General features: G+C 60.5%; 25 protein-coding genes and 1 pseudogene. 10 read left to right on the forward strand and 16 right to left on the reverse strand.

Annotated features, from left to right (window positions below):
- Window positions 1-198: 198 nt before the first annotated feature.
- The 3 genes from AC3IUA_RS14815 (at window position 199) to AC3IUA_RS14825 (ending at window position 899) form a co-directional block, all read left to right on the forward strand.
- The gene (locus AC3IUA_RS14815) at window positions 199-330 is read left to right on the forward strand and encodes a hypothetical protein (protein ID WP_489362034.1); all 132 of its coding nucleotides are present in this window, start codon (window positions 199-201) and stop codon (window positions 328-330) included.
- A gap of 85 nt (window positions 331-415) precedes the next feature.
- The gene (locus AC3IUA_RS14820; protein WP_489362036.1) at window positions 416-700 is read left to right on the forward strand and encodes a hypothetical protein; all 285 of its coding nucleotides are present in this window, start codon (window positions 416-418) and stop codon (window positions 698-700) included.
- Window positions 666-899 carry a hypothetical protein gene (locus AC3IUA_RS14825; RefSeq protein WP_489362037.1) on the forward strand — a complete coding sequence of 78 codons (234 nt, stop codon included), beginning with the start codon at window positions 666-668 and terminating at the stop codon, window positions 897-899. Before AC3IUA_RS14820 ends, AC3IUA_RS14825 begins: the two co-directional genes overlap by 35 nt.
- Before the next feature lie 59 nt (window positions 900-958).
- Here the strand turns inward: AC3IUA_RS14825 and AC3IUA_RS14830 are convergent, their stop codons facing one another.
- From AC3IUA_RS14830 to salA, 7 genes are all read right to left on the reverse strand, one after another.
- Entirely contained in the window at window positions 959-1,303 is a 345-nt protein-coding gene (locus AC3IUA_RS14830) for a hypothetical protein (protein ID WP_489362039.1), read from the reverse strand.
- Window positions 1,300-1,860: a hypothetical protein gene (locus AC3IUA_RS14835; RefSeq protein ID WP_489362040.1), complete on the reverse strand. Its 561-nt coding sequence runs from the start codon at window positions 1,858-1,860 to the stop codon at window positions 1,300-1,302. The genes AC3IUA_RS14830 and AC3IUA_RS14835 overlap by 4 nt, the downstream gene beginning before the upstream one ends.
- Window positions 1,861-1,895: 35 nt before the next feature.
- Window positions 1,896-2,774: a helix-turn-helix domain-containing protein gene (locus AC3IUA_RS14840; protein ID WP_489362042.1), complete on the reverse strand. Its 879-nt coding sequence runs from the start codon at window positions 2,772-2,774 to the stop codon at window positions 1,896-1,898.
- Between the two features lie 86 nt (window positions 2,775-2,860).
- On the reverse strand, window positions 2,861-4,279 hold the full coding sequence (locus tag AC3IUA_RS14845; RefSeq protein ID WP_489362044.1) for an aminotransferase: 1,419 nt from the start codon (window positions 4,277-4,279) through the stop codon (window positions 2,861-2,863).
- 56 nt (window positions 4,280-4,335) lie between these two features.
- Window positions 4,336-5,436, reverse strand: coding sequence for a polyamine ABC transporter substrate-binding protein (locus tag AC3IUA_RS14850; RefSeq protein ID WP_489362046.1), 1,101 nt, complete (start codon window positions 5,434-5,436; stop codon window positions 4,336-4,338).
- Window positions 5,437-5,671: 235 nt separating this feature from the next.
- A complete protein-coding gene (locus AC3IUA_RS14855) occupies window positions 5,672-7,039 on the reverse strand; it encodes an MFS transporter (RefSeq protein WP_489362048.1) in 1,368 nt (455 codons plus the stop codon).
- A 217-nt stretch (window positions 7,040-7,256) separates the two neighbouring features.
- Complete coding sequence (gene salA, locus AC3IUA_RS14860) at window positions 7,257-8,552, reverse strand: salicylate 1-monooxygenase (protein WP_489362050.1); 1,296 nt, start codon at window positions 8,550-8,552, stop codon at window positions 7,257-7,259.
- Window positions 8,553-8,682: 130 nt separating this feature from the next.
- On the opposite strand from salA, the gene nahR reads away from it, so the two are divergent.
- Window positions 8,683-9,585 carry an HTH-type transcriptional activator NahR gene (gene nahR / locus AC3IUA_RS14865; RefSeq protein ID WP_489362051.1) on the forward strand — a complete coding sequence of 301 codons (903 nt, stop codon included), beginning with the start codon at window positions 8,683-8,685 and terminating at the stop codon, window positions 9,583-9,585.
- Between the two features lie 49 nt (window positions 9,586-9,634).
- On the opposite strand, the gene AC3IUA_RS14870 is transcribed toward nahR, so the two are convergent.
- Together AC3IUA_RS14870 and AC3IUA_RS14875 are read right to left on the reverse strand one after the other, a co-directional pair.
- Window positions 9,635-10,072 carry a hypothetical protein gene (locus tag AC3IUA_RS14870; RefSeq protein WP_489362053.1) on the reverse strand — a complete coding sequence of 146 codons (438 nt, stop codon included), beginning with the start codon at window positions 10,070-10,072 and terminating at the stop codon, window positions 9,635-9,637.
- A 456-nt stretch (window positions 10,073-10,528) separates the two neighbouring features.
- The gene (locus tag AC3IUA_RS14875; protein ID WP_489362055.1) at window positions 10,529-11,986 is read right to left on the reverse strand and encodes an MFS transporter; all 1,458 of its coding nucleotides are present in this window, start codon (window positions 11,984-11,986) and stop codon (window positions 10,529-10,531) included.
- 141 nt (window positions 11,987-12,127) lie between these two features.
- Here AC3IUA_RS14875 and AC3IUA_RS14880 point away from each other — a divergent pair, with 141 nt between their 5' ends.
- From AC3IUA_RS14880 to AC3IUA_RS14905, 6 genes and pseudogenes are all read left to right on the forward strand, one after another.
- Window positions 12,128-13,084 carry a LysR family transcriptional regulator gene (locus AC3IUA_RS14880; protein WP_489362057.1) on the forward strand — a complete coding sequence of 319 codons (957 nt, stop codon included), beginning with the start codon at window positions 12,128-12,130 and terminating at the stop codon, window positions 13,082-13,084.
- Window positions 13,085-13,535: 451 nt separating this feature from the next.
- Window positions 13,536-14,089: pseudogene (vgrG, locus tag AC3IUA_RS14885) on the forward strand (type VI secretion system tip protein VgrG); the annotation flags it as partial.
- 83 nt (window positions 14,090-14,172) lie between these two features.
- The gene (locus tag AC3IUA_RS14890; RefSeq protein ID WP_489362059.1) at window positions 14,173-15,966 is read left to right on the forward strand and encodes a phospholipase D-like domain-containing protein; all 1,794 of its coding nucleotides are present in this window, start codon (window positions 14,173-14,175) and stop codon (window positions 15,964-15,966) included.
- The gene (locus AC3IUA_RS14895) at window positions 15,966-17,246 is read left to right on the forward strand and encodes an SEL1-like repeat protein (RefSeq protein WP_489362061.1); all 1,281 of its coding nucleotides are present in this window, start codon (window positions 15,966-15,968) and stop codon (window positions 17,244-17,246) included. The genes AC3IUA_RS14890 and AC3IUA_RS14895 overlap by 1 nt, the downstream gene beginning before the upstream one ends.
- Window positions 17,243-18,511 (forward strand): SEL1-like repeat protein, encoded by a 1,269-nt coding sequence (locus AC3IUA_RS14900; protein ID WP_489362362.1) that lies wholly within the window; start codon window positions 17,243-17,245, stop codon window positions 18,509-18,511. The genes AC3IUA_RS14895 and AC3IUA_RS14900 overlap by 4 nt, the downstream gene beginning before the upstream one ends.
- Window positions 18,508-18,723, forward strand: a complete 216-nt coding sequence (locus AC3IUA_RS14905) for a hypothetical protein (protein ID WP_489362063.1) — start codon at window positions 18,508-18,510, stop codon at window positions 18,721-18,723. Before AC3IUA_RS14900 ends, AC3IUA_RS14905 begins: the two co-directional genes overlap by 4 nt.
- 7 nt (window positions 18,724-18,730) lie before the next feature.
- Here the strand turns inward: AC3IUA_RS14905 and AC3IUA_RS14910 are convergent, their stop codons facing one another.
- The 7 genes from AC3IUA_RS14910 to AC3IUA_RS14940 form a co-directional block, all read right to left on the reverse strand.
- A complete protein-coding gene (locus AC3IUA_RS14910; RefSeq protein WP_489362065.1) occupies window positions 18,731-19,945 on the reverse strand; it encodes a hypothetical protein in 1,215 nt (404 codons plus the stop codon).
- A gap of 253 nt (window positions 19,946-20,198) precedes the next feature.
- Window positions 20,199-20,921 carry a phosphatidylcholine synthase gene (pcsA, locus tag AC3IUA_RS14915; protein ID WP_489362067.1) on the reverse strand — a complete coding sequence of 241 codons (723 nt, stop codon included), beginning with the start codon at window positions 20,919-20,921 and terminating at the stop codon, window positions 20,199-20,201.
- 328 nt (window positions 20,922-21,249) lie between these two features.
- Window positions 21,250-22,362 (reverse strand): polyamine ABC transporter substrate-binding protein, encoded by a 1,113-nt coding sequence (locus AC3IUA_RS14920; RefSeq protein ID WP_489362069.1) that lies wholly within the window; start codon window positions 22,360-22,362, stop codon window positions 21,250-21,252.
- 52 nt (window positions 22,363-22,414) lie between these two features.
- Window positions 22,415-23,299 carry an ABC transporter permease subunit gene (locus AC3IUA_RS14925; protein WP_489362071.1) on the reverse strand — a complete coding sequence of 295 codons (885 nt, stop codon included), beginning with the start codon at window positions 23,297-23,299 and terminating at the stop codon, window positions 22,415-22,417.
- Window positions 23,296-24,177: an ABC transporter permease subunit gene (locus tag AC3IUA_RS14930; protein WP_489362364.1), complete on the reverse strand. Its 882-nt coding sequence runs from the start codon at window positions 24,175-24,177 to the stop codon at window positions 23,296-23,298. The genes AC3IUA_RS14925 and AC3IUA_RS14930 overlap by 4 nt, the downstream gene beginning before the upstream one ends.
- Window positions 24,178-24,206: 29 nt before the next feature.
- Window positions 24,207-25,349, reverse strand: a complete 1,143-nt coding sequence (locus AC3IUA_RS14935; RefSeq protein ID WP_489362073.1) for an ABC transporter ATP-binding protein — start codon at window positions 25,347-25,349, stop codon at window positions 24,207-24,209.
- A 237-nt stretch (window positions 25,350-25,586) separates the two neighbouring features.
- On the reverse strand, window positions 25,587-26,348 hold the full coding sequence (locus AC3IUA_RS14940) for a gamma-glutamyl-gamma-aminobutyrate hydrolase family protein (protein ID WP_489362075.1): 762 nt from the start codon (window positions 26,346-26,348) through the stop codon (window positions 25,587-25,589).
- Window positions 26,349-26,406 lie beyond the last annotated feature (58 nt).

Genomic DNA, 26,406 nt, shown 5'->3' on the forward strand with positions numbered 1-26,406 from the left:
GCGCGCCCGAACCGACCCTCCGATGCAACGCAGCTGCTCCCATGACTATTCGAGGGGCCGGCACCTCGCTTGGTTCAAACCGGCGCGCTGCCCACCGGGCCATTCCGTTGCGGTTCAGTTGTGGGCCTCTGAGCATGCCTTGGAACAACTGCCGGTTTTTCACCGTTTGGCGCTCGACGGCGAACGCTGCGCGAACGTATGCGCAAAGCGCGATTGGTCGAAGCGGCCCGCTTCAGTCAGGGCCTGGAAACCATCGAGCAGATCAAGTTCGCGATTATCGAGCGTAACGAAAAGATCTCGATTATCGCCTATGGGGCAGACCGTGCTTGACGGCTGACACCTTTGGTCCGCGACACTGAACGTCTGATGGCAAAGTAACTCTCAACTTATAGAGACTTTCGTCAGGAGCGCCAACATGGTTCAACGACGCAGGCATCATCTTTCACAATTATCCCTTCGACTCATGGCCTTGCGTGCCCATGTGTGTGAATTCAAACACGATGAACTGGTCATTCGACACACCCTGAGCGGAGGGCCGGCACCGGACGGCGGACAGGCATTGGATCACGCGTTCGACGAAATTCGCGATTCGATCGACCATACACAAGAGCTTCTCGAAGCCCTGGCCGAAGCAACCGGAAATGCAGAAGTGGTGAGGATCAGCGATGAGCGACGAGAAGGCGCTGAAAACCTGGTATGAGTTGCTCGACGACACAGCTTATCGCACCGATTCACCGGATGCGTATCACTCTGCGCTGTTGAGCCTGGCCGAAGAGTTACTCAAGAATGACGTGATCAACGCACCAGGCTGGGTCGAGCTCAAGGCGCTGGCGGACGCCGCTTATTCGCAAGCGATTGAAGAGGCGATCAGCACTCGGCTGGAGGATCCCGAAGCCTGAACTTCTGGCGCCCTCTAACGTTCACAGCTCGATGGTTGCTGGCTCGAGCGTGGCCGAGTTTACCCACCCACTCCGCCTCCAGCCCTGCCGGTTCCGCCACCTGCGCCGCCCGTGCTGCCGCCAGTGTGGGGGCCGGTGGACGTGCCGGTGCCATTGCGCATTGAGTCGACACCGCTATTATTGCTGGACTTGGGGTTGTTGCCAGGTGTACCCGCACGGCGGCTGGCGTTGGGGTCTGCCGCCGTTCCCCACGCAGGGTTCAGGTGGGTTGCTGGCGGCATGGCCGAGCCACCGATGGCGGCGGGGCGATTGCCGCTGGAGGCGCTCGGCGTGACTGCCTCAACTCCCGCATAGGTTGAAATACAGACCACTGTAAGTAGCCCGGCTAGCATCCGCGCGATCATGGAGTGACTCCCGTTATTGGGTCGTTACCTGACATTGTCCAATGCCCGAGTGTCAGGTGTCGTGCGTGTGACCAACGGTCGATCTTCGAAGACCTGCCGGATTCACACAATCCCCGGTAGGAGCTGCCGCAGGCTGCGATCTTTTGATCTTGCTTCTCGGCAATCTCCAGAACCGCCAAAGATCGCAGGCTGCGCCAGCTCCTACGCCGATCGTGGGTGGCAGAAAGATCCGCGCAATGCCCGCTCTGCCGAATACACACAACCCCCCGGTAGGAGCTGCCGCAGGCTGCGATCTTTTGATCTCGCTTCTCGGCAATCTCCAGAACCGCTAAAAGATCGCAGGCTGCGCCAGCTCCTACGCTGACCGTGATGGGCAGAAAGATCCGCGCAATGCCCGCGTTCGGCATAGATCTGCCCAATACACACAATCCCCGGTAGGAGCTGCCGCAGGCTGCGATCTTTTGATCTCGCTTCTCGGCAATCTCCAGAACCGTCAAAAGATCGCAGGCTGCGCCAGCTCCTACGCTGACCGTGATGGGCAGAAAGATCTGAGACATACACGCCGATCGCGTCTGGTAGGTCCGCGACAGCTTCAAGCCACCCGGTTGTCCCGGTTCTGGGTCAACCAGTCGATGAACAGTGCAAACAGCTCCGCCTGGGAGCTGATTTCCAGTTTGGTGTAGAGATTTTTGCGGTGCATGCGCACGGTTTCCGGAGAGATGTTCAGCACCCGTGCGGTGGATTTAACCGAGTGGCCACGCAGGATCAGGTGGGCGATCTCGCGTTCGCGCACGGTCAGCAGCGGGCTGCCGAAATTCATGAAGGCGGCTTCGATCTGCTGATTGAGGCTGGACTGGGGACTGGCCGGTTGAGTGTTGCGGTCGACCTCGGTAAACAGCTGCCGCAGGCCGCCGATGGTGCCGAAACGGCGCAGCAGCTCGCGGACCATGGGCTCTACGGCGCGCATCAATGCCAGTTGTTCCACGCTGAAGGGCGTGGTGCTCAGGCCCTGGAACATCGACAGCGAGATCTTGCTCTGTGGGTCGAGGTCGACGATGTAGTAGCAGTCTTCCACGGCGCCGCTCTTGAGGTAGTAGGTCTTGTAGTACTCGCTGCTGAAAAAGTCATCCGGGGCGATTTCCGAGAGGTGGTAGAAGCCTTCGGCAAGGCCGTTTTCCACCGCCAGGCAGAACGGATCAAGCAAGTAACCACGGGAGAAGTAGCGGTTGATGATGTCGTCGCGGTGATCGCCCGGGATACCCCGTTGGTGCAGCAGCTGCGGTGGCAGGCCTTTGCGTTCGAGGCTGATCATCATCGACTCGATGGGCGTCAGGCCGTTGAGGGCGGCTGCCAACGCTTCGAGAAAGATGCTGTCGTCCAGTGCCATGAAGGCTTTGGCCAACCCCTCGTTCCAGGTCTGCAAGGCCTGGAACGAGAGCGCGTCGGGGGTGTTTTTCAGGGGCTCGGTCATGCCCGGCAGTCTACTCGCCGGGCCCGTTGCAGGCAAAATGCCGAGCATCCATGGGGCAGGTTTTTCAGCCCCGTATTGCGGGGTATTCATTGGCCCTGGTACTGGCCGCTGCGCTGGAGTTCGTCGGCGGTGTCGAGGATGCATTCGCGCAGGGTCCGGACCACCTCGTCAACCTGTGCGTGGGTGATGATCAGCGGCGGCGACATCACGTTCAGGTGCCCGATCGGCCGCACCAGCAGGCCCTTGGCTTGCGCCCGCAGGTGGATTTTCTCACCGATGTTCAGCGCCTCCGGGAACAGCGCCTTGGTCTGTTTGTCGGCGACGAACTCGATGCAGGCCATCAACCGTTTGCAACGCACGTTGCCCACCAGTGGCAGATGGGTGAGGGTCTGCAGCCGCTCTTCCAGGTAGCTGCCGACGTCCTCGACGTGGGCCAGGAGGTTTTCCCGCTCGATGATTTCAATGTTCTTCAGCGCCGCAATGCAGCTTACCGGGTGCCCGCTGTAGGTGAAGCCATGGGTGAAGCAGCGACCTTTGCCCGGTTCGCCGATCACCTGCCAGATACCCTCTGAGAAGATGCACGCGCCCAGCGGCAGGTAGCCCGAGGTCAGGCCCTTGGCGGTGGTGATGATGTCCGGCTGCATGCCAAACACTTCTTCGGAGGCGAAGAAGCTGCCCAGACGACCGAACGAGGTCACGACTTCGTCGGCGACATAGAGCATGTCGTAGCGCTGGCAGATTTCCCACATCCGCCGGTGATAACCCTCTGGCGGGATGATGACGCCGCCCGAGCCCATGACCGGCTCGGCAAAGAATGCCGCGACATTCTCGGCACCGATGGTGAGGATCTTGTCTTCGAACTCGTTGACCAGGAAGTCGAGGAAGTCCGCTTCGCTCATGCCTCTCGGCGCGCGGTAGTAGTTGGGGCAGGAGACGTGATGGAACACATCGCTCATGAAGTCGAACTCAGGCGCGCGGTCGGCCGCCTTATTACCGATCGACATGGTCAGGAAGGTCGAGCCGTGATAGGCGTTGATCCGCGAGATGACGTGTTTCTTGGCGTGCTTGCCGCGGCTGTTCTGGTAGAACTGGACCAGGCGATAGGCGGTGTCCACCGCCGTCGAGCCGCCGGTGGTGAGGAACACATGATCGAGATCGCCGGGGGCCAGGCTGGCGAGCTTCTCACAGAGTTGGATGGCGCTGACGTTGGCCATGTCGCAGAACGGGTTGGAGTAGGCCAGCTGGCGCACCTGGTTGGCGATCGCCTCGGCCATTTCCTCGCGACCCAGGCCGATATTGGTGCACCACATGCCGCCGACGGCGTCGAGGTAGCGAGTGCCGGCGGTGTCGTAGATATAGGCACCATCGCCCGCGGCAATGTTCAACGAGCCTTGTTCACGATGTTCGTCGAACATGTGGAAGCCATGCATGTAATGCGCCTTGTCGGCGGCGACCAGTTTGTCCTGATCGAATTGCGCGAAGAACGCTGGAGATTGAGTTGGCATATCCTTCACCTTCGGAATAACTGTGGGGGTGGGAATCTATCGGGGCAGGGCCCGCGTCACTTACCGGTCTTCACCGTGCTCCAGGCGCGGGTAATCAGACGCACGTTCGCCTGTGATTGAGTCTTCTGGGTGAACAGCCGCTTGAGGGTTTCCTCGTCCGGGTAAATCGCCGGATTGTCGCGAATTTCCGCAGTCACCAGCGCCGTGGCTGCCTTGTTGCTGTTGGCGTAGCGGATGTAGTCGCTGACCTCGGCAATCACCTGCGGCTGCAGCATGTATTCAATGAATGTGTGGGCATTGGCGACGTTGGGTGCATCGACCGGAATGTAGAAGTCATCGAACCAGATCAGCGAGCCCTCCTTGGGAATGAAGTAGTCGAGGCGGGTCTTCGCCCCGGCTTCCTCGGCGCGCGCCTGGGCGGTGGCGTAGTCGCCGGACCAGGTGGTGGACAGGCACAGGTCACCGTTGGCCAGGCCGTTGAGGTAACTGGTCGAGTCGAATTTGCGAATGTACGGACGCACCGCCATCAGCACTTCTTGAGCCGCCTTGAGGTCTTGCGGCTCGGCGCTGTTGGGATCGCGGCCGAGGTAGGTCAGCGCCAGGGGGATAATGTCGGTTGGCGAATCGAGCAGGGTCACCCCGCAGTCGGCGAAGCGCGCAACGACTTTCGGGTCGAAGATCATTGCCAGCGAACCGATGGGCGCGTCCGGCATGCGTTCCTTGATCTTGTCGACGTTGTAGGTCACGCCGTTGCTGCCCCAGGTGTAGGGCGCCGAATAGGTCACGCCGGGGTCGTAGTTTTCCAGGCTCTTGAGGACCTGCGGGTCGAGATTGCGCCAGCCGGGCAGCAGCGTCTTGTCCAGTGGCTGGAACACCTTGGCCTTGATCAGCAGCGGCACCAGCGAGGCATTGAGCACCACCAGGTCGTAGCCGGAGCGCCCCGGCAGCAGCTTGCCCTGGACGGTTTCGTAAGAGTCGAAAGTGTCGTAGATGACCTTGATGCCGGTGGCCTTTTCGAAGTTGGCGATGGTGTGCTCGCCAATGTAGTCCGACCAGTTGTACAGCCGCAGGGTATTGCCCGCGGCCTCCGTGCCATGGCCGAGGGTTGGTATTGCGGCCAGTGCCGTGCTGAGTACTGCTGCGAGGATTTTGCGCATATCAGTCCCACCTTGTGATTATTGTCGGGCCCGGGTCGAGCGGCTGGGCTCACTCTCAAGCAGCGCCGGCAATCGCGCCATAACCCGATCGGGTAGGTGGGGGTTGAAGCAGTTGACGAAAATCCAGAGTCTTGTGAGCACTTGTGGCGAGGGGGCAAGCCCCCTCGCCACAGATGATCGTCCGACGATAGATTTCTGTTAACTGACTGGCATTAGGAAAAGGGGCCGCGCGGAGTCAAGGTGCTCCGCTGGCGGAGGAAGAATCCAGAGGGAGTACCGCTGCGGTGCGAACGAGCACTGGCCGGCGTGGCGAGTGCCACAGGAACACCAGCATGGCCAGCAAGCCGATCACGCCGGGAGCGGCGAATGTCAGGAAGCTGAACTGCAACGGCAATTGCGCCGCATGCAACGCGCCGCCGAGCAACGGACCGATGATCGCGCCTATGCGTCCGATGCCCATCGCCCAGCCAAGGCCTGTCGAGCGGATATGGGCGGGATAGAATTGAACGGCGCAGGCGTTGGCCAGGATCTGCGTGCCGATGGTGCTGGCACCGGCAATGGCGATCAGCAGGTACAGCACCCATACCGGCGACTTGAGTGCCAGCAGGCTGAGCGACAGTGCGCCGAGGGCAAAGAACCCCAGCAGTACCCGTTCGATGCCGACACGGTCGCCGAGCCAGCCGCCACCAATGGCACCGAATATGGCGCCGAAGTTCAGCACGAGCAAAAAGGCCAGGCTCGAGTTCAGGCCGTAGCCGGCCGTATGCATCAGTTTCGGTAGCCAGGAGCTGAGAGCGTAGACCATCAACAGACAACAGAAGAAGGCCAGCCACAGCATCAGGGTGTTGAGCTTGCGGCCATCCTGCAACAACTGCAGGATCGAGACGTGGTTCGCCTGGCCTTTGGCAAGGCCGAGCTGATCATCGGGCCGTGGCTGGTAGTCTGGAGCCGCCTTCTGCAACAGCCCACGAGCCTTGTCGAGCTGACCCGCACGCAGCAAGAAGTTCAGGGATTCCGGCAGTTGGCGAACCAGCAACGGCAACACCAGCAGCGGAATCACCGCCACGATGAACACCGCCTGCCAGCCCCAGCGCGGCATCAGCAGCATGCCCAGGCCTGCCGATAACATTCCGCCTATCGAATAGCCGCTGAACATCACTGCCACCAGAGTGCTGCGCATCTTCTTGGGCGCGTATTCGTTCATCAGGGCGACCACGTTGGGCATGACGCCGCCGATGCCGAGCCCGGCGATGAAGCGACAGAGCGCAAACTCTGTGGGAGTACGCGCGAAAGCGTTGATCAGGGTGAACCCGCTGAACAGGATCACGCAGGTCATGATGGTCTTGCGCCGTCCAATGCGGTCCGACAGCGGGCCGAAGAACAGTGCCCCGAGCATCATGCCGAACAGTGCGCAGCTGCCCAGAAGTCCGGCCTCCACGGCGGTGAGACCCCAGTCCTGCATCAAGGCGGGCAGCACCACGCCATAGATAACCAGGTCATAGCCGTCGAAGACGATGATCAGCGAGCACCAGAACAGCAGGCGCCCATGAAACGAATTGAAGCGAGCCCCGTCGATCAGGGCGTTCACGTCGATAGTACGCATGGCTTGGCTCTTCTTGTCGTTGTTATATAGAGCCGGGGACTAAGGCGTTTTGCGCTCTTGTCCCCGGTCACGGCCGCTGGGCTGTAGGAGCTGCCGCAGGCTGCGATCTTTTGATTTTGCTTCCGGGCAATGTGCAGTACCGCCAAAAGATCGCAGGCTTCGCCAGCTCCTGCGCCGATCGTGTACATCCACGAGTTGCCGGATGAACACACCCCCTTCAGTGACTGGCGCACAGGGCTTCCCAGCCCAGCAGCTCGCGAGCCCGGACAACGTCTGCGTGCAGATCGTGATTCCACAGCCAGTCGAAGCGGCTTTCCAGGGTTGCGGACAGGGTGTGTTCGTCGGCACCTACCGCCGGATCGCGCAGCTCGTACAGCTCACCGGCTTCTCGCGAGGTTCGCTGCACGCGGCAGGCACGCGGACGGCGCAGCGCATCGTAGGCCGCGAGCATGGCGTGCAGATTGTCGTTGTTCAGCCGCGGGTCGCCGAGCAGGGGGGCCAGGAAACAGGCGTCTTCCAGACCCTGTCCGGCGCCCGCGCCCTGGTGCGGCAGCATGGCGTGAGCGGCATCGCCAATCAGCGCGACCCGGCCATGCACGTAACCCGGCAGTTCGGCCAGATCGTGCAGCGCCCAACAGGATGGCGCGGGAATGCTTTCCAGGAGGATTCGCGCGGCATCGCCCCAGCCCGCGAAGGCGTCGAGCATTTCGCGCTGACTGGTTTCGCGAACCCAGGGAGCGTCCTTGGGCCAGACCGGGTCCGGCTCGCTGCGGTCGGACTTGAAGGCCACCACGTTGATGATTCGGCCCTGTTTGACCGGGAAGGTCAGGATATGGCCGTCCAGCCCCAGGTACATCTGCGGCACATCGATCAGGTGCTCATCGATGCCTTGGGCACGGTAGGCTTCGCGCAGGTGCTGGCTGTCGATCATCCCGCGATAGGCGCAGGTGCCGCTGAAGCGCGGCGTGGCAGGTGGCGCACCCAGCCCCTCCAGAACATGGCCTCTTAACGCCGACTTGATCCCATCCGCGCCGATCAGCAGGTCGCAGCGATAATCGCTGCCGTCGGTGAACAGCACTCGGGCTTCGTCGGCGTGCTGCTCGACGGCGGCCGCGCGTTTGTTGAAGCGGGCGATGCCGGCGGGAAGGCGACTCGCCAGCGCATCCAGAAAGTCCGCACGGTGTACCGAGGACTGACCTACACCCGGCGCCACGCTGGCACCGAGGTAGTGGGCATCGGTGCTTCGACGCCACTCGAACCACACGTCCTGCCAGGGCTCGGGCGTACGGTCGGCGATCTGCCGATAGGGCTCGGCCAGCCCCAGGCCGGCAAGCGCGCGAACCGCGTTGGCGCCAAAGGAAACACCTGCGCCGACCTCACCGAAGGCTGGAGCGGATTCGAACAGTTGGACGTCGAGATGGCGATGGCGGCAAAGATCCAGGGCAAGCGCGACACCGGAAATACCGCCGCCAATAATCCCGATACGCAAGGCTGAGCTGCTGTTGTTATTCATGGTGGTACCTATGGTCGCTTTGTTGTTGTGCGACCGATCATCGCGGGTCGAGTACTATTAATAAATACGCCGAAATCCATACATGATATTTTCATTGTGAATATTGCTCGGGCGCCCGCTTTGGAGTCCCATGGAACTGCGCGATCTGGATCTGAATCTGCTGGTGGTGTTCAACCAGCTCCTGCGGGACCGAAGAGTCTCCACTGCCGCCGACAATCTGGGCTTGACCCAGCCCGCGGTGAGCAATGCCCTCAAACGCTTGCGCCTGGCCTTGCAGGACGAACTGTTCGTGCGCACCTACCAGGGCATGCAGCCGACGCCCTATGCCGAACAACTGGCCGAACCCGTCGGCCTGGCCCTGCATGCGTTGCGCGATGCCTTGAACCGGCAGGACAGCTTCGATCCCGCAACCAGCGAGCGGGTGTTCACGCTGGCGATGACCGATATCGGCGAGATCTATTTCACGCCCCGGCTGATGGATGCATTGGCCAGGCAGGCGCCCAAATGCGGGATCAGCACCGTGCGGGACAATCCCATGAGCCTGCGCGAGGACCTGCAGAGCGGCACGGTAGATCTGGCTGTCGGCTTGCTGCCGCATCTGCAGGCGGGGTTTTTCCAGCGTCGACTGTTCCACCACCGCTATGTGTGCATGTGCCGCAAGGACCATCCGGCCACGCGGGAGCCTTTGACACTGGAGCGGTTCTGCTCCTACGGGCATGTCAGGGTAATCTCGGCCAACACCGGTCATGGCGAAGTCGATGCCTTCATGGCACGGGAAGGTATCGAACGCTCGATACGTCTGGAGGTGCCGCATTTCGTTGCGGTCGGGCACATACTTCAGCGCACTGACCTGCTGGCGACCGTGCCCGAGCGCTTCGCTGCCTGCTGCGAAGAACCTTTCGGCCTGACCTCGCTACCGCATCCAGTGGCGTTGCCGGAGATTGCCATCAATCTGTTCTGGCACGCCAAATATCACAAGGATCCGGCCAACCGCTGGCTTCGCCAGTTGATGTTCGACTTGTTTTCGGACTGATGGGCGAGTTATCGGCGAGGTGTCAGCTCGTAGGAGCGCCAAGCCTTTTTCAACGGCCGGACGGCTGGGTGATGTAGGAATCGCGTAGCGCGTGGGAAAGATTGAGTGCAGCACTTTGCGCTGGCGTGAGCTGAACCAGCGATGGATCTACCTCCCGGGCGAACGCAACCATTTTCTGCTCGACGCCCGGCGCCTCCACCATACTCAACTCCGCCACGTACAACTCGCGGAAGCGACGCTTGGCCCTGGCGACTTCTCTTGGCGTACGGTCGTCGGGGTTGGCGATGATGGCAGCCGTTTTCACCGTTTCGATGTAGATCGCCCGACGAAGTTCGTAAAGCGGTTTCGTCGCTTCGACAATGCGCGCCTCGGCCTCTTTCTGCCTGGTTGAATTGAAACTGAGAACACTGATGACGACACCCGCGACCACACTCATGACCTGGACCAGGGTCACTACCATCTCTAACCTTGTCTTGGTATCTGCCATGAACGTGCTCCGCAAGCGTGACGCGGGATCCGACATGAGAACAATGTTAGCCGCTACCGGGCTGCCATCAAGGGAAGAGGGGGCAGAAACCGGATTAGAGGTTTCGTTCTATCCGGATGCGGACAGCGCTGCGCAATGGCCCGGTTTGTCAGTTAATACGTTACGTGAACCGTAGCAGCTGCCGAGCCTGCGAGGCTGCGTTCGGCTGCGAAGCAGTCGTAAAATCAGCCGCTGCGGTATTCCAGACAAACCGTAGACGCAGGATTTACGACTGCTGCGCAGCCGAACGCAGGCTTCGCCAGCTGCTACGGGGCATCGGCATTGGCCGATTTCTGCCGGTGGCGAACCTCTCCAGTTCATCCCACAGTGGCTGATGGCTAAAACATCCTTGATGGCTATGGGTCCAGCGGGTGTCATACGCCCCTTTACTGTCACGCAAGAACGGCGCGAGAAGTTTTATCCGAGGTCTCCAGGGCGCGAACGGCGTGTGGCCAGAGCCCGGCTTCCAAGGGCAATGACCAGCGCACTGGCGATCAGCACCAGGGCGACGGCGAACGTCGTCCGCATGCCGCAGGCAACGGCCTCGGGACGCGCCGTGGTGATGTCAATCGTCGCCGAGGCGAACACGAACACCGCGCTCAACGCGCAGGCACCGGTGATCAGCCCCAGATTGCGCGACAGGTTGAGCATGCCGGCGATGACGCCCCGCTGGTCCGGGCGAATATCGGCCATGACCGCGGTATTGTTGGCCGTCTGGAACAGTGCATAGCTGATGGTGATGAACACAATGGGCGCGATGTAGCCGAAGAGGCCGAGCGTCTGCGGCATCACCGATAAAGTCAGGCAACCGCCGGCCATGCCGCCAAGCCCGAAGAGGGTCATGCGTTGCGCGCCAAAACGGTCGGCAATGCGCCCGGCGGGCACTCCCGTCAGCGCCGCGAAAAAAGGTCCGATCGACAACACCAGTCCAGCCAGAGCGGCTTCCAGCCCGAGCGCATGGGCGAGATAGAAGGGCCCGACCACCAGTGTCGCCATCATCACCGTCGAGACCAGCGCGCTCATGACGAGGCTGCCACTGAGCACTGGATCGCGGAACAGCGCCAAGCGAATCAAGGGAGCGGCGACTCGCGTCTCGGCGAGCACGAACAGTCCGGCGCCGACCAAAGCAGCCAACAGCAGGGCCATGTTCAGCGGGCCGAAACTGCCGCGGCCAAGCGTCATGGCCATTGCATAAGCCGCGAGCGTCAGAGCCAGCAGCAGCGTGCCCAGAGGGTCGAAGCCGGCGCGATCGGTTTTCGGCCGCTGGTGATCGGCGGGCAGGTAGCGATGGGCGAGCAAAAAAGTCAGGAGACCCAGCGGTACGGTGATCAGGAAGAGGGCCTGCCAGCCGAACCAGACGATCAGCAGTCCACCGAGCGACGGCCCCAGAGCGGTGCCCGTCGCGGACATCGTCCCGAGCAACCCCATGGCGCTTCCGGTCTTTGCCTTCGCAACCGTGTCGCCGACAAAGGCCATGGTCAGCGCCATCATGACCGCCGCGCCGAGGCCCTGCAGCGCCCGGCCGGCAATCAGCAGCCAGAGCGAGGGCGCGAAGCCGCACAGGGCCGAGGCTAGCGTGAACAAGGCGATTCCAGCCAGGAGCAGCCGGCGACGGCCGATGATGTCACCGAGCCGTCCGACACTGACGATCAGGGTGGTGATGGCCAGGAGATAGGCGATGACGATCCACTGGACTTCCTGGAAGGAGGCGTTGAACACCTGTGCCAAGGTCGGCAAGCCAACATTGGCAATGCTGGTGCCGAGCGAGGACAGCAACATGGAGAGCGAAAGGCTGGCGAGCGCCCAGCGAACTGCGGGTGTCCGCTGTATATCTCCCGCTGCTGCCTCATTTCCTACTGCAATTGCTGGCTTCATCATGTCCCCTGTTTTTGGCGACTCCCGATACGGAGCTGTCAGAAATCTACGCCTGCGCATAACATGGCGGAAGGCGCAGCATTTGCACTTTATTCGTGCGTTTAACGCCATGCCACAATTCCGCCCTACCAGGAGCAATGCATGTCGACACCTGATCTCAACTTGCTGGTCACCCTGGATGTGTTACTTGCAGAAGGCAGCGTTGCGCGCGCCGCGAAGCGATTGCGGCTTAGCCCGTCGGCGATGAGTCGGGCACTGGCGCGCTTGCGGGAAACCACCGGCGATCCGCTGTTGGTCAGAGCCGGACGCGGTCTGGTTCCTACCCCCCGAGCGCTGGAGTTGCGCGAGCGGGTCAGTCAGCTGGTGCAGGACGCCGAAGCGGTTCTACGTCCTGTCGAGCAGATCGACCTCAAACAGCTGGTCCGAACCTTTACGCTGCGCACCAGCGACGGCTTCGTCGAGAATTTCGGTGCGCAGCTCATTGCCCGCGTCGGCGCGCAAGCGCCTGGTGTACGGCTGCGCTTCGTGCCCAAGCCGGATAAAGACAGCACGCCACTTCGCGCCGGGACCGTCGATCTGGAAACCGGCGTGGTGGGCAAGACCGCTGGCCCGGAGCTGCGTACCCAGGCCTTGTTCCGGGACCGTTTGATTGGTGTCGTGCGAATCGGGCACCCGCTGGGTCAGGGCGAGATCACTCCCTCCCGGTATGCGGCTGGCAGGCACATCAGCGTCTCCCGGCGGGGGCTCGACAAGGGACCTATTGATGAAGCCCTGAAGCCGCTCGAGCTTGAGCGGGAGATAGTGACCATCGTCGCCGGCTATTCGACCGCGCTGGCGCTCGCCCGGTCCACCGACCTGATCGCCAGCGTTCCCGAACGGCACACCGCCAACCTGCGCGCTGGCATGCACAGCTTTGCGCTGCCGCTCTCCATGCCGGCGTTCACCGTCGCAATGCTCTGGCATCCACGGCTGGATGCCGATCTGGCGCATCGCTGGTTGCGGGGTTGTCTACGGGAGGTTTGTGCGCCCGAGCACGGACTGGCCGGAGCAAGTGCCCTTGCCATAGATTCGATGTTCGACGTATCTACGCTTATCTGACTGGCATTGGGGCTTGCCTGCGATACAGGTAGTCAGCCGGCCTGGCTCTCACGGATGCACCCAATTCCACTGTAGGAGCTGCCGCAGGCTGCGATCCTTTGATCTTGATCTTGTGGAAGCGGTCTCGCGATAAGGCGGCCTGACTCTTGCGGGTGCATCCACATCAAATATGGGCTTGCCTGTGTGAAGGCGGTCTGGCGGATATTTCAGCCACCTTCGGGCGTGTCGAGCGTGCGTTCGGCAAGGCTATTCCCGGATAGGCGCAGGCTTGTTCGAAGGTGCCCCGGCGTTCTGCGATCCCGCGAAAATAGTGAGAAATCCCTTTGGCGAGCCACCAAATGTAGGTCAATTCAGCAAAGGTGATAGGAACGTTCCTGATGATCCCTCAGGGGGTGGAGTGGGCGCTGAAGGTGCGACACAGTGAGCAATTCCCCCACCCACGGGCCTGAACATGCTCAACGAATTGCGCACCTTCTTCGACCACAGCCGCCACACCCTCCGCGTCCGCAATCTCGAGGCACGGCTCGACGTCCTGGCCTTCCACGGCGAAGAGCACCTGAGCCAGCCGTTCAGCTACCACGTGGAATTCACCTGCACTCAGCAGGACCTGGCCGCCGACCAGCTGCTCAACCAGGACGCCAGTTTCAGCCTGCAGGGCGTGCCGCCAAAACTGCCGTTCCTCGGCCTCAGCGCGCCCCCGGTCAAGCCGCTGCGCACCCTGCACGGGGTGATCAGCGGCTTCAAGCGCCTGTCCGGCTCCCACGACGAAGCCCGTTACGAAGTCACCCTGCAGCCACGCCTGGCGCTGCTCGATCGCGGCCGGCAATTTCGCCTCTACAGCACCAGTCGGTGCCGGAGATCGTCGACCACATCCTGCGCAGCCGCCACGATTTCCGCGGGCAGGATTTCTTCTTTGACCTGCACCGCGAATACCCCAAGCGCGAACAGGTGATGCAGTACGGTGAAAGCGACCTGGCCTTCATCGACCGGCTGCTGGCCGAGGTCAGTCAGCCCACCTCGCACTCGGATCATCGCGCTCTGTACGCCGCAATGATGGACGGACTCAATGACCAGAAAGGGAAATCAGAATGAACCGGCATGACACCGTGGCGCCAGCCGCCCTCCAGCACACCGACCAGGTCACCTGCACTTCGCCATGGTACGTGGAGGACACCGAATACCACCCTGTTGCGGCCACCTATCAGCCCTTGGTCAACGGTGAAGAAGCCTTCAAGGCCGTGCACCTGGCCATCGCCCGGGCCACCAAAACCGTCGACATCATCTGCTGGGGTTTTCAGCCGTCGATGTACTTTATCCGCGACAGCTGCGTCCCCAGCATCGGCGAACTGCTCATGGCCAAAGCCCGAGAGGGTGTCGAAGTTCGTATGCTCGGCTGGGAGATGCCGTTCAATTCTGCTGGCGCGGGAGGCGAGGCCAACCTGCCCGGCAAAGGCCCGTTCCGCATCAAGGACCGGAAGATGCAGAATTCCACCGACGAGCAATATGCCGAGGATAGGCAGTGGTTTGCCAGATGTGCATTCGCTGACAACCTGGCGCCTGCGATTCGGGTGGCTCGCAATGTGCCGGTGTTCGTCAGTCGCGGCTTCAACCTGTATGAGCGGGCTGAAATTGCTCATCAAGTCAAATACAAAAGTCTTGACCCGCAGATCAGCCCCGGCGCGGTTGTCGCGATGACTGCGGCTGCGACCCATCATCAAAAGACCGTGCTGGTCGACTATGAAATACCGGATCGCGCCGTTGGCTTCGTCATGGGTCACAACATGCTCGACGAGTACTGGGACACCGACCAGCACTCGGCGCTGAACCGTACCCCCGACACCAAGCCTCAGCCCAATTGCGGCCCACGCGGTGACACCCCGCGCCAGGACATTTCCAGCCGGGTCAGCGGGCCGATCCTGGAGCACCTGCACCACAACTTCGCTACCGCCTGGCGCAAGGAAACCGGCGAGGACCTGCTCGCATCGCGCCAGGCCATGCAATTGGGGCCGCACCTGCAATGCACACCCGGCGCTACCCGGCAGTTGGCCCAGCTCGTGCGCACCCAGCCGCAAGACGGCAAGCGTGACATCGAGCGGCTCTACTTGCAGGCGGTCAACAACGCGACCCAATTCATCTACATCGAAAATCAGTACTTTCGCTGGCCGCCCCTGGCTGAGCTGATCAAGGCAGTCGCGGCGGGTCAGACCAAGGGCGGGCGCGACCCCGGCCTGCATGGTGCCTTGCACCTGTTCGTGATCACCAATGCCACCGACGCCGGCATCGGCGCCGGCACCGTCAACACCCAGCGCATGCTCGAAAGCCTCGGGCGCGGCGACACCATTCCCGAAGTGACGAAGTTGCGGCACATTGAAAAGGCGAAAGAAGAGGCGTCGGCCACGCGATTGCTCGACCCGCGCGACCGCATCGCGCAGATCAAGCTCGATCAGCAAATTGAGGAAATCGAGAAAGGCCCGATTACCCTACCGGACATTCCCGACCTGAAAGTCCACATCTGCTCGTTGGTCGCCGACGATTCCCCGGCAGGCAAGGACTGGATGCCGGTGTATATCCATTCCAAGTTGATGATCATCGACGACGTCTTCACCACCCACGGTTCGGCCAACATCAACACCCGCAGCATGCAGGTCGATAGCGAGCTGAACATTGCCCATGAATGGGCAAGCGTGACCGAGGCGCTGCGTCGGCGGTTGTGGAAGCTGCATACGAAAGGGAGGGGAGCACAGGATGATCCGGCTGAGGCGTTCGATGCTTGGCAGGACATCATCGATAAAAACAGAGGGCTCCAAAAAAACAATAAAGCGCCATCCGCGCCACTCGTCGAATTTTATTACGGCGAAAAGACCCTGGCGGACCTCGACTGATGCGCTGGATTCTTTTGCTGTCCAGCCTGCTGCTGGCCGCCTGCGATAACGGTGGTGCCCTTACTCACCTGAACAAGGATATTCTCGTGAACCCGCTCACCGAGGCCAAGGCCAACCTGGCGTTTACCTGCGTACACGAAACCATTCCCGCACCGTCCGCCGAAGCCGATGTGCTGTTCCAGTACGCCCGCTGGTTGCAGAAGAACAACCAGCTTAAACAGGACAAAACCGTCGATGCCGAGATCGAACGGCTGTACCGGATCGCCAGCGAAAACGGCCATTACAAGGCCAATATCAATTTGCAGAACGGCAGCATGCGCGGTCATTTTCAGCTCGGTGGTGATGAGCACCTACGCCTGAGCCAGAACCTGATCGATGCGAGCGTGGCAACAGGCTATTACTTCATCGGTATCTTCCTGAAGAACGGCTCGGCCGGGTTGAAGCAGGACCCGGAAATGGCCCTGCGTTACTTCCGCAAGGCCGCTGATGAGGGGAATGCCCAAGCTCAATACGATGTAGGCGATAAACTCGAACCCATCGACATTGCCCCGAAAATCGCACTCCAGATATATCGCTGTGCTGCTGAACAGGGCAATGGCAAGGCGGCTATCGCACTGGGTGTCTATCTTCAAGACGAGGGGGAGTATCAGAACGCCTTGGAAGCATTCCAACTCGGGGTGGCTGCTGGTAACAGCAACTCAGCTTCCCGCCTGTCAAAAGGCTTTCACGCGCCGCCGTCCACTGATGAACTGTATTACCTCAGTCAACAAGAAGACCTTGAACGCGCTGAACGTTATAAAAAAATCTGGAGGGTGCTGGCGAACTACTCCTACGCCAACCCCAAGGTCCCTGAAATCAATGAAATTCTCCCGCTACCGCCCGCCCAGCTACCGCCGTGGGACGGCAAGTTGCAATGGCTGGAAGCGCGCCTGGCCAATGTCGCGCCTGAAAAGCCCACGCCAGCGCTGATCAACGAGTTGGCCAAGGCCAAGGTGCTTGATCCCGCCACCGGCAAGCCCATGCCGGGATCGCCGGGGTTCAGTCAGGCCAATTTCCCCCTGCTGATCTGCTACAGCGGTGAGGCCTGCCCGCAAAGCGGCTACTGGAAAGTCATCTGGCCCCCGCAGCACACGGTAAGGCGGAAGGACGTTGTGCGCCACTTCGAACAGGGTGAAGCGTTTCCCGTGCAGACGGTAGAGCGCTATCACCTGCGCCCTTGGCCGCTGTCGGACAAGACGACATTCCGCGAGGAAACGGTCGAATGGGGGCTGCTCGGATGAAGTGCCAGCGCCTTGTAATCGCGCTACTAAGCGTAGCGTTGCTTAGCTGTGGCGCCGTTGACGCCCGGCCGGCAAAACCCACCGTGGACCCGCTATCCAATATCAGCGCCAGGCTGGCCTTTACCTGCGTGCACGAAACCATTCCCGCGCCGTCCGCCGAGACTGATGTGCTGTTTCAGTACGCCCGCTGGTTGCAGAAAAACAACCAGCTCAAGCAGGACAAAACCGTCGATGCCGAGATCGAGCGGCTTTACCGCATTGCCTCCGAGAACGGCCATTACAAGGCCAATATCAACCTGCAGAACGGCTCGATGCGGGGCCACTTCCAGCTCCTTCGCGAGGAGCACCTGCGCCTGAGTCAGAACCTGATCGATGCGGGTGTGGCAACGGGCTACTACCTTGTCGGTATTTTCCTGAAGAACGGCTCGGCTGGGCTAAAGCAGGACCCGGAAATGGAGCTGCGCTACTTCCGCATGGCTGCTGATCAGGGTAGTGCTCAAGCCCAGGCCTATGTGGGCGACAAGCTGGCGCCGAGCGATTTTGCCCCGGAGGTTGCCCGGCAGATGCGTCGCTGCGCTGCCGAACAGGGCAATGGCGAGGCGGCTGTCACTCTGGGTATTTACCTTAAAGATGAAGGGCGATACCAGGAGGCGCTCCAAGCATTTCAACTCGGAGTGGCTGCTGGTTACAGCTCTTCGGCTTCCCGTCTGAACAAAGGTTTTCGTAATCCGCCCCCCTCCAATGAACTGCATTACCTCGGCCAACAGGAAGACCTCGAACGCGCCGAGCGTTATAAAAAAATCTGGAGGGTGCTGGCGAACTACTCCTATGCCGACCCCAAGGTCCCCGAGATCAACGAGATCCTCCCGCTGCCACCGGCCCAATTGCCGCCGTGGGACGGCAAGCTCCAATGGCTGGAAGCACGCCTGGCCAATGTCCCGCCAGAAAGACCCAGCGCGGCGCTGATCAACGAACTGGCCAAGGCCAAGGTGCTCGACCCGGCCACCGGCAAACCGATGCCGGGGTCGCCGGCCTTCAGCGACGTCAACTTCCCGGTGCGTGTCTGCTACAGCGGCGAAGCCTGCCCGCTGAGCGGTTACTGGAAACTTATCTGGAACAGCAGGGTGGGGGACGTTATTCGCCACTTCGAGCAGGGCGAGATCATGCCGACGCACATCGTCGAGCACTACCGCAGGCGCACTTGGCCGCTATCCGACAAGATCACGCAGCGTGAGGAAAGGGTGAGGTGGGGCCTGCTCGGATGAAGTGCCGGTACCTTGTACTCGTACCACTGAGCGCGGCGCTGCTTGGCTGTGGCGGTGCTGACGATCATCCGGCGAAAACTCCCATCGACCCGCTGTCCACCATCAATGCCGGACTGGCCTTCACCTGCGTACACGAAACCATCCCCGCGCCGACCGCCGAGTCTGACGTGCTGTTCCAGTACGCCCTCCTGAGAATAGATCAGAAGGTGTAAACCTTATTCATATAGGGAGCGTGCTCCCCCGGTAGGAGCTGCCACAGGCTGCGATCTTTTGATCCTGCTTTTCGGCAATCTCCAGAACCGCCAAAGATCGCAGGCTGCGCCAGCTCCTACGCCGACCGTGATGGGTAGAAAGATCTGCGGCGATGCCCGCAATCACCGTGTTCGGTATCGATCTGCCGAATACACACAATCCCCGGTAGGAGCTGCCGCAGGCTGCGATCTTTTGATCTTGCTTCTCGGCAATATCCAGAACCGCCAAAGATCGCAGGCTGCGCCAGCTCCTACGCCGACTGTGATGGGTAGAAAGATCTGCGGCGATGCTCGCAATCACCGTGTTCGGCATCGATCTGCCGAATACATACAATCCCCCGTAGGAGCTGCCGCAGGCTGCGATCTTTTGATCTTGCTTCTCGGCAATCTCCAGAACCGCCAAAGATCGCAGGCTGCGCCAGCTCCTACGCCGACCGTGAGTGGCAGAAAGATCTGCGGCGATGCCCGCAATCACCGTGTTCGGTATCGATCTGCCGAATACATACAAGCCCCGGTAGGAGCTGCCGCAGGCTGCGATCTTTTGATCTTGCTTCTCGGCAATATCCAGAACCGCCAAAGATCGCAGGCTGCGCCAGCTCCTACGCCGACTGTGATGGGTAGAAAGATCTGCGGCGATGCTCGCAATCACCGTGTTCGGCATCGATCTGCCGAATACATACAATCCCCCGTAGAAGCTGCCGCAGGCTGCGATCTTTTGATCTTGCTTTTCGGCAATCTGTAGAACCGCCAAAGATCGCAGGCTGCGCCAGCTCCTACGCCGACCGTGATGGGTAGAAAGATCTGCGGCGATGCCCGCAATCACCGTGTTCGGTATCGATCTGCCGAATACACACAACCCCCCGTAGGAGCTGCCGCAGGCTGCGATCTTTTGATCCTGCTTTTCGGCAATCTCCAGAACCGCCAAAGATCGCAGGCTGCGCCAGCTCCTACGCCGACCGTGAGTGGTAGAAAGATCTGCGGCGATGCTCGCAATCACCGTGTTCGGTATCGATCTGCCGAATACACACAATCCCCCGTAGGAGCTGCCGCAGGCTGCGATCTTTTGATCTTGCTTCTCGGCAATCTCCAGAACCGCCAAAGATCGCAGGCTGCGCCAGCTCCTACGCCGACCGTGAGTGGCAGAAAGATCTGCGGCGATGCCCGCAATCACCGTGTTCGGCATCGATCTGCGGAATACATACAATCCCCCGTAGGAGCTGCCGCAGGCTGCGATCTTTTGATCTTGATCTTCTTGAAGCTCGCTTATCTCAATACCAGTCAGTTACGGAATTGAAGTCTCTGCAGGAGCAGCCGGTCGACGCTCGATTGTTCGCGATGGACTCAAGACCGGCGCGTTTATTCAGACAACACGCGTTATCGTTAACGTCCATCGCGAGCAATCGAGCGTCGACCGGCTGCTCCTACATTAAGGTGCTTTATTGCACACGTGACCTGTCAATCCACTCCAACGAAGTGCGCCAGATACAGATCCCCAGGAAATAAGCCGACATCGCCAGCCACAGCCCCATCACCATCGGGTCTTTGCCTGGATGGTTGAGCACCAGCGACAGGCTGCACAGCAGCCAGACGGCGGTCACGGCGATGTTGATCGGCATGAACCGGCGGACGCGGAAGGGGTGGAGGAATTTCATCCGGGTCACGGTCAATAGTGCCAGCCCGATGATGCTCAGCAGGGTGATCCAGGGTGCCGGGGAGATGATGTAGAGGCACAGGGCGACCACATTCCAGGCGGCGGGGAAGCCCTGGAAGTAGTTGTCCTTGCTCTTCATGTTGACGTTGCAGAAGCAGAACAGCGAAGAGACCAGGATCACCGTTACGGTCAGCAGCGGTGTGTAGCCCGGCAGCTCGACATACCAATAGATGAACAGGGCCGGGATAAACACATAGGTCAGGTAGTCGATGACCAGATCCAGCACCGACCCATCGAAACCCGGCAGGACAGTCTGGACATTGACCTTGCGCGCCAGCGAGCCGTCGACGCCGTCGACAATCAGCGCCACCCCGAGCCACAGCAGGCAGGCTTTGGGCTGGTTCTCGAACAAGGCAATGGTCGCCAGGAATGCGGTGACCACGCCGGTGGCGGTAAACCCATGGGCGCCCCATGCTTTGAGCCTGGCTATGTGTAGAGTCGATATCATCGGGGCATTCTCCAGAAAATGAAGCTGACCAGTGATCACCGTCGATGCGGGTACCGGCAAACATAGCTTAGGTTGCAAGTATCGACCGGGTATCGGGGGATAAGGTTCACCCGCAAAAAATCTTTGCTCTGTCACCAAATGCAAAGAGTAGAGCAGGGCAATCCGCATCCCCTGCGCTTCTGATAGCCGGACTGAAACAAAAAAAGCGCCCGAAGGCGCCAAGAATCACCTTAACCGAGGGAGGCCAGGTGAAGCCGCTCATGTTGCTGCCGCGTTGGTAAGTCGCTGCGTGAACGGAACAGGTGTCGCGCCCGCAGGGGCGCAGGGTCTATTGCCCGAGTTTTACCCGGGTCCAGCCGCGGGTCATCAGGCGCTGGGTGCCGATGGGCAGGTCGGGGACGGCATAGAGGGTGGCCATCACGTCTTGCGGCGGGTACGAACCAGGGTCGTTACGAATCGCTTCGTCGACCAAGGGTGTCGACGCGGCGTTGGCGTTGCTGTAGCCGACGTTGTTGGTGATCTCGGCCATGATCTCCGGGCGCATCAGGAAGTTCATGAACAGGTAGGCATTCTCGACGTTTGCCGCGTCCCGGGGGATGGCGACCATGTCATAGAAGCTGCCTGCACCTTCTTTCGGGATGCTGTAGTCGATTTTCACGCTGTCGCCGGCTTCCCTGGCGCGGGCCTTGGCCTGCAGCACGTCGCCGGAGTAGCCGACGGCGACGCAGATGTTGCCGTTGGCCAGGTCCGAGATGTACTTGGACGAATGGAAGTAAGCCACCGATGGGCGGATTTTCATGAACAGCGCTTCGGCCTCGGCGATCTGCCGCTGTTCCTGGGAGTTCACCGGGTAGCCCAGGTAGTGCAGGGCGGCCGGGAGCATTTCGGTTGGCGAGTCGAGGAAGCTGATGCCGCAGGATTGCAGTTTTTCGGCGTTCTCGGGTTTGAACAGCAGGTCCCAGGAATTGACCGGTGCGTCGGTGCCCAGGGCCTGCTTGACCTTGTCCGGGTTGAAGCCGATACCGATCGAGCCCCACAGGTAGGGGAAGGCATGGTCGTTATCGGGATCGCTGGCGGAGGCGTTTTTCAGCAGGGTCGGGTTGAGGTTTTTCCAGTTGGACAGTTTTGATTTATCCAGCGGCTGGTAGACCCCGGCCTTGATCTGCTTGGCCAGGAAACTGTTGGAGGGGACGACGATGTCGTAACCTGACTTGCCGGCGAGCAATCTGGCCTCAAGGGTTTCATTGCTGTCGAACACGTCGTAGACGACACGGATCCCGGTTTCGTCTTCGAATTTCTTCAGCGTGTCCGGTGCGATGTAGTCCGACCAGTTGTAGACCCGCAGCACCTGGTCATTGGCCAGGGCGCAGGTGCTGATCGTGCCGAATAAGGACCCACCCAACAAGGACAGTGTGAGTAGAGTCCTGCCAAACATTTTCATCCGTACAACTCCGTTTTCTTCTTGTGATGTGCGGCGGTTTTAAACGCGGCTGCTAGGCAGCCGCACCCGCCAGTTGTCGCTCAGGTTGCTTCCAGGATTCGCTCGCGGTCTGGTCCATGGCTTCCTGGATCGCGCGTTTGCGGCTGGCTTCGGCCTTGCGGCTGAAATACCAGACCAGGAAGGTCACAAACGAAACCACCAGCAAAATCAGGCTGGCCACGGCGTTGATTTCCGGTTTCACCCCCAGGCGCACGGCGGAGAACACTTCCATCGGCAAGGTGGTCGAACCCGGCCCCGAGACGAAGCTCGCCAGCACCAGGTCATCCAGCGACAGGGCGAAGGACATCATGCCGCCCGCGCCCAGCGATGGTGCGATCATCGGGATGGTGATCAGGAAAAACACCTTCAGCGGCCGCGCCCCCAGATCCATGGCCGCTTCTTCGATGGACAGGTCCAGTTCACGCAAGCGTGCCGAGACCACCACCGCCACATAGGCCGCACAGAAAGTGGTGTGGGCGATCCAGATGGTGATGAGGCCGCGTTCCTGGGGCCAGCCGATCATCTGCGCCATGGCGACGAACAGCAGCAACAACGACAGACCGGTGATCACTTCAGGCATCACCAACGGCGCGGTGACCAGGCCGCCGAACAGCGTGCGGCCCTTGAAGCGGGTCACGCGGGTCAGTACGAACGCCGCCAGGGTGCCCAGCGCCACCGCGGCTATCGCGGTGTAGCAGGCGATTTCCAGCGAACGCACCACCGAGCCCATCAGTTGCGAGTTGTCCAGCAGGCCGACATACCACTTCACCGACCAGCCGCCCCAGACCGTTACCAGTTTCGAGGCGTTGAACGAGTAGATCACCAGGATCAGCATCGGCAGGTAGATGAACAGCAAGCCGAGTACCAGCATCAGTTTTGCAAATCCGAAACGCTTCATGCCCGTCCCTCCATCTCTTTGGCCTGGCTGCGGTTGAACAGGATGATCGGCACAATCAGGATCGCCAGCATCACCACGGCCAGGGCGGACGCCACCGGCCAGTCACGGTTGTTGAAGAACTCTTGCCAGAGCACGCGGCCGATCATCAGGGTTTCCGGGCCACCGAGCAGTTCCGGAATGACGAACTCACCGACTACTGGAATGAACACCAGCATGCAGCCGGCGACGATGCCGTTTTTTGCCAGCGGCACGGTGATTTTCCAGAAGTTGTTGAAGGTGCTGGAGCCGAGGTCCGATGCGGCTTCGAGCAGGCTCTGGTCATGCTTGACCAGGTTGGCGTAGAGCGGCAGGACCATGAACGGCAGGTAGGCGTACACCACCCCGATATACACCGCGAGGTTGGTGTTCAATATTTCTATCGGGTGTTGGATAAGGCCGGTCCAGAGCAGGAAGGCATTGAGCAGGCCGTTATTGCTGAGGATTCCCATCCAGGCGTAAACCCTGATCAGGATCGCCGTCCAGGTCGGCATCATGATCAGCAGCAGTAACACGGTCTGCGCGTCCTGGCGGGCCTTGGAGATGGCATAGGCCATCGGGAAGCCGATCACCAGGCAGATCAGGGTGCTGAAAAAGGCCACTTTCAGCGAGCCGAGATAGGCCGAGATGTACAGGTCATCGGCGGCCAGCAGCGCATAGTTGCCGACGTTGAGGAATAGCTGGAATTTCTGCTCGGCGAAGCTGTAGATCTCCGAGTAGGGTGGAATGGCCAGGGCAGCTTCCGAGAAGCTGATCTTCATCACCAGGAAGAATGGCAGCATGAAGAACAGGCACAGCCAGAGGAATGGAATCCCGATGACCACTTTGCGGCCACTGGGGATCAGTCGCTGAAACCGCTTATTGAGAGTGATCATGCACGCAGTACCACGCCGCTGTCGTCTTCCCACCACACGTAGACCTGGTCATCCCAGGTCGGACGTGCCCCGCGCCGTTCGGCGTTGGCCATGAACGACTGAACGATCTTGCCGCCCGGCAGCTGTACATAAAACACCGAGTGCCCACCCAGGTAGGCGATGTCATGCACCTTGCCTGGGGACCAGTTGTAGCGAGAGTCGGGCTTGAGGGTGGTGACCAGCAACTTCTCCGGGCGAATAGCGTAGGTGACGGACTTGTCTTCGACCGACGTGCTGACGCCGTGACCGACATAAATCTTCTGCTCGAGGTCCGGGCTATGAATCACCGCATGGCCTTCCTGGTCTTCGGTAACGGTGCCGTCGAAGGCATTCACGTTACCGATGAATTCGCAGACCATGCGGCTGACCGGTGCTTCGTAGATATCCACCGGGCTGCCGACCTGGGCGATCCAGCCCAGGTGCATGATGGCGATGCGCTGGGCCATGGTCATGGCCTCTTCCTGATCGTGGGTGACCATGACGCAGGTCACACCGACCCGTTCGATGATTTCCACCAGTTCCAGCTGCATCTGCGAGCGCAGCTTCTTGTCCAGAGCACCCATGGGCTCGTCGAGCAGCAACAGCTTCGGGCGTTTGGCCAGGGAGCGCGCCAGGGCCACCCTTTGACGCTGGCCACCCGACAGTTGATGGGGCTTGCGCCTGTCGTACTGGGTCATATGCACCAGTTTGAGCATTTCTTCGACGCGGGCTTCGATCTCGCTGGCCGGCAGCCGGTCCTGCTTGAGACCAAAAGCAATGTTCTGCGCCACGGTCATGTGCGGGAACAAGGCGTAAGACTGGAACATCATATTGATCGGCCGCTCATAGGGCGGCATGTCGGTGATGTCTACGCCATCGAGGTAGATTCGCCCTTCGGTTGGACGCTCGAAGCCTGCCAGCATGCGCAGGAGTGTCGACTTTCCTGAGCCGGAGCCACCGAGCATGGCGAAAATTTCACCCTGGTGGATTTCCAGGGACACATCGTCTACTGCGATGGTCTCGTCGAATTTCTTGGTGACCCGGTCGACTTTAACCAACACCTTCTTCGGGTGCGGGTTGCCTTCAAGAGCCTTCCTGTAAGTGCTGGAGGCGTTTGCCATGTGAAACTCCCAACAGGTGTGAGGAGTCGGGCCAATACGGCCTGACTTAATAGAGTGAATACCAACCCGCACCGCGCGGGTTTATTCGGCGCCGCCGTCCTGGCTGCCTGGTGGTGCTTGTTGTTATCAAAAGTGCTATCGAAAACGTGTTGTTTTCCTGAGGGGTGGGCGCGCAAAGGCGCACCCGCCTGGCTCTCGGGAGCAGTTAAATCGTTGAGTGGTGTTTGAGGTCGTCAGTCAGCGCGCATTGCGAAGCGCCGCCCGTTGCCGGCACGCGTCGCCAAACGCCTGGAAAATACTCAAGTAAGGAGGGTTCGACAGGACCTGCCATTCCGGGTGCCATTGCACGCCGACGGCGAAAGCCTTGCTGTGCTCGACGGAGATCGCCTCGATCAGACCATCCGGTGCAATGGCTTCGGCGCGCAGGCCGGGAGCGAGTCTGTCGATGCCTTGGCTGTGGATCGAGTTGACCTGGAACACCCGAGGCAGATCCATCGCCTGGAACACGCCGCCCGGTTGCACGCTGACCGCGTGAGCCGGTGCGTATTGCACGGCCAGGTCCGGATGATCCGCTTCGCGGTGATCAAGGAAGCCAGGGAGTTCGTGGACCTTCTGATGCAGGCTGCCACCGAACGCCACGTTCATTTCCTGAAAGCCCCTGCAGATGCCAAGCACCGGAACGCCGGCGGCGATCGCTGCACGTAATAAGGGAAGGGTGGTGCTGTCCCGTTGCGGGTCGTGTTCCGTGCCTGGGACGCTGTCGGGGCCTTGATAGTGGAACGGTTCCACATTCGATGGCGAGCCAGTCAGCAGCAGACCGTCCAGATGCTCGAGCAGCTCATCTATTTCGGTCAGTTCAGCCAGGGAAGGAATCACAACCGGCAGTCCCAAAGCCGCGACGCTGACAGCACGCAAGTACTTGTCGCCGCTGACGTGGTAGGGGTGCAGGCCAATCTGTTTGACGCATGCAGTAACGCCGATCAATGGCTTGAATGCCATTTTTATCACCTCGAAGTTTCACACTTGAACGAGCTTTTCCGGAGCTTAGCCTCGTTGA

This window comes from Pseudomonas sp. KH_050 (assembly GCF_057838875.1).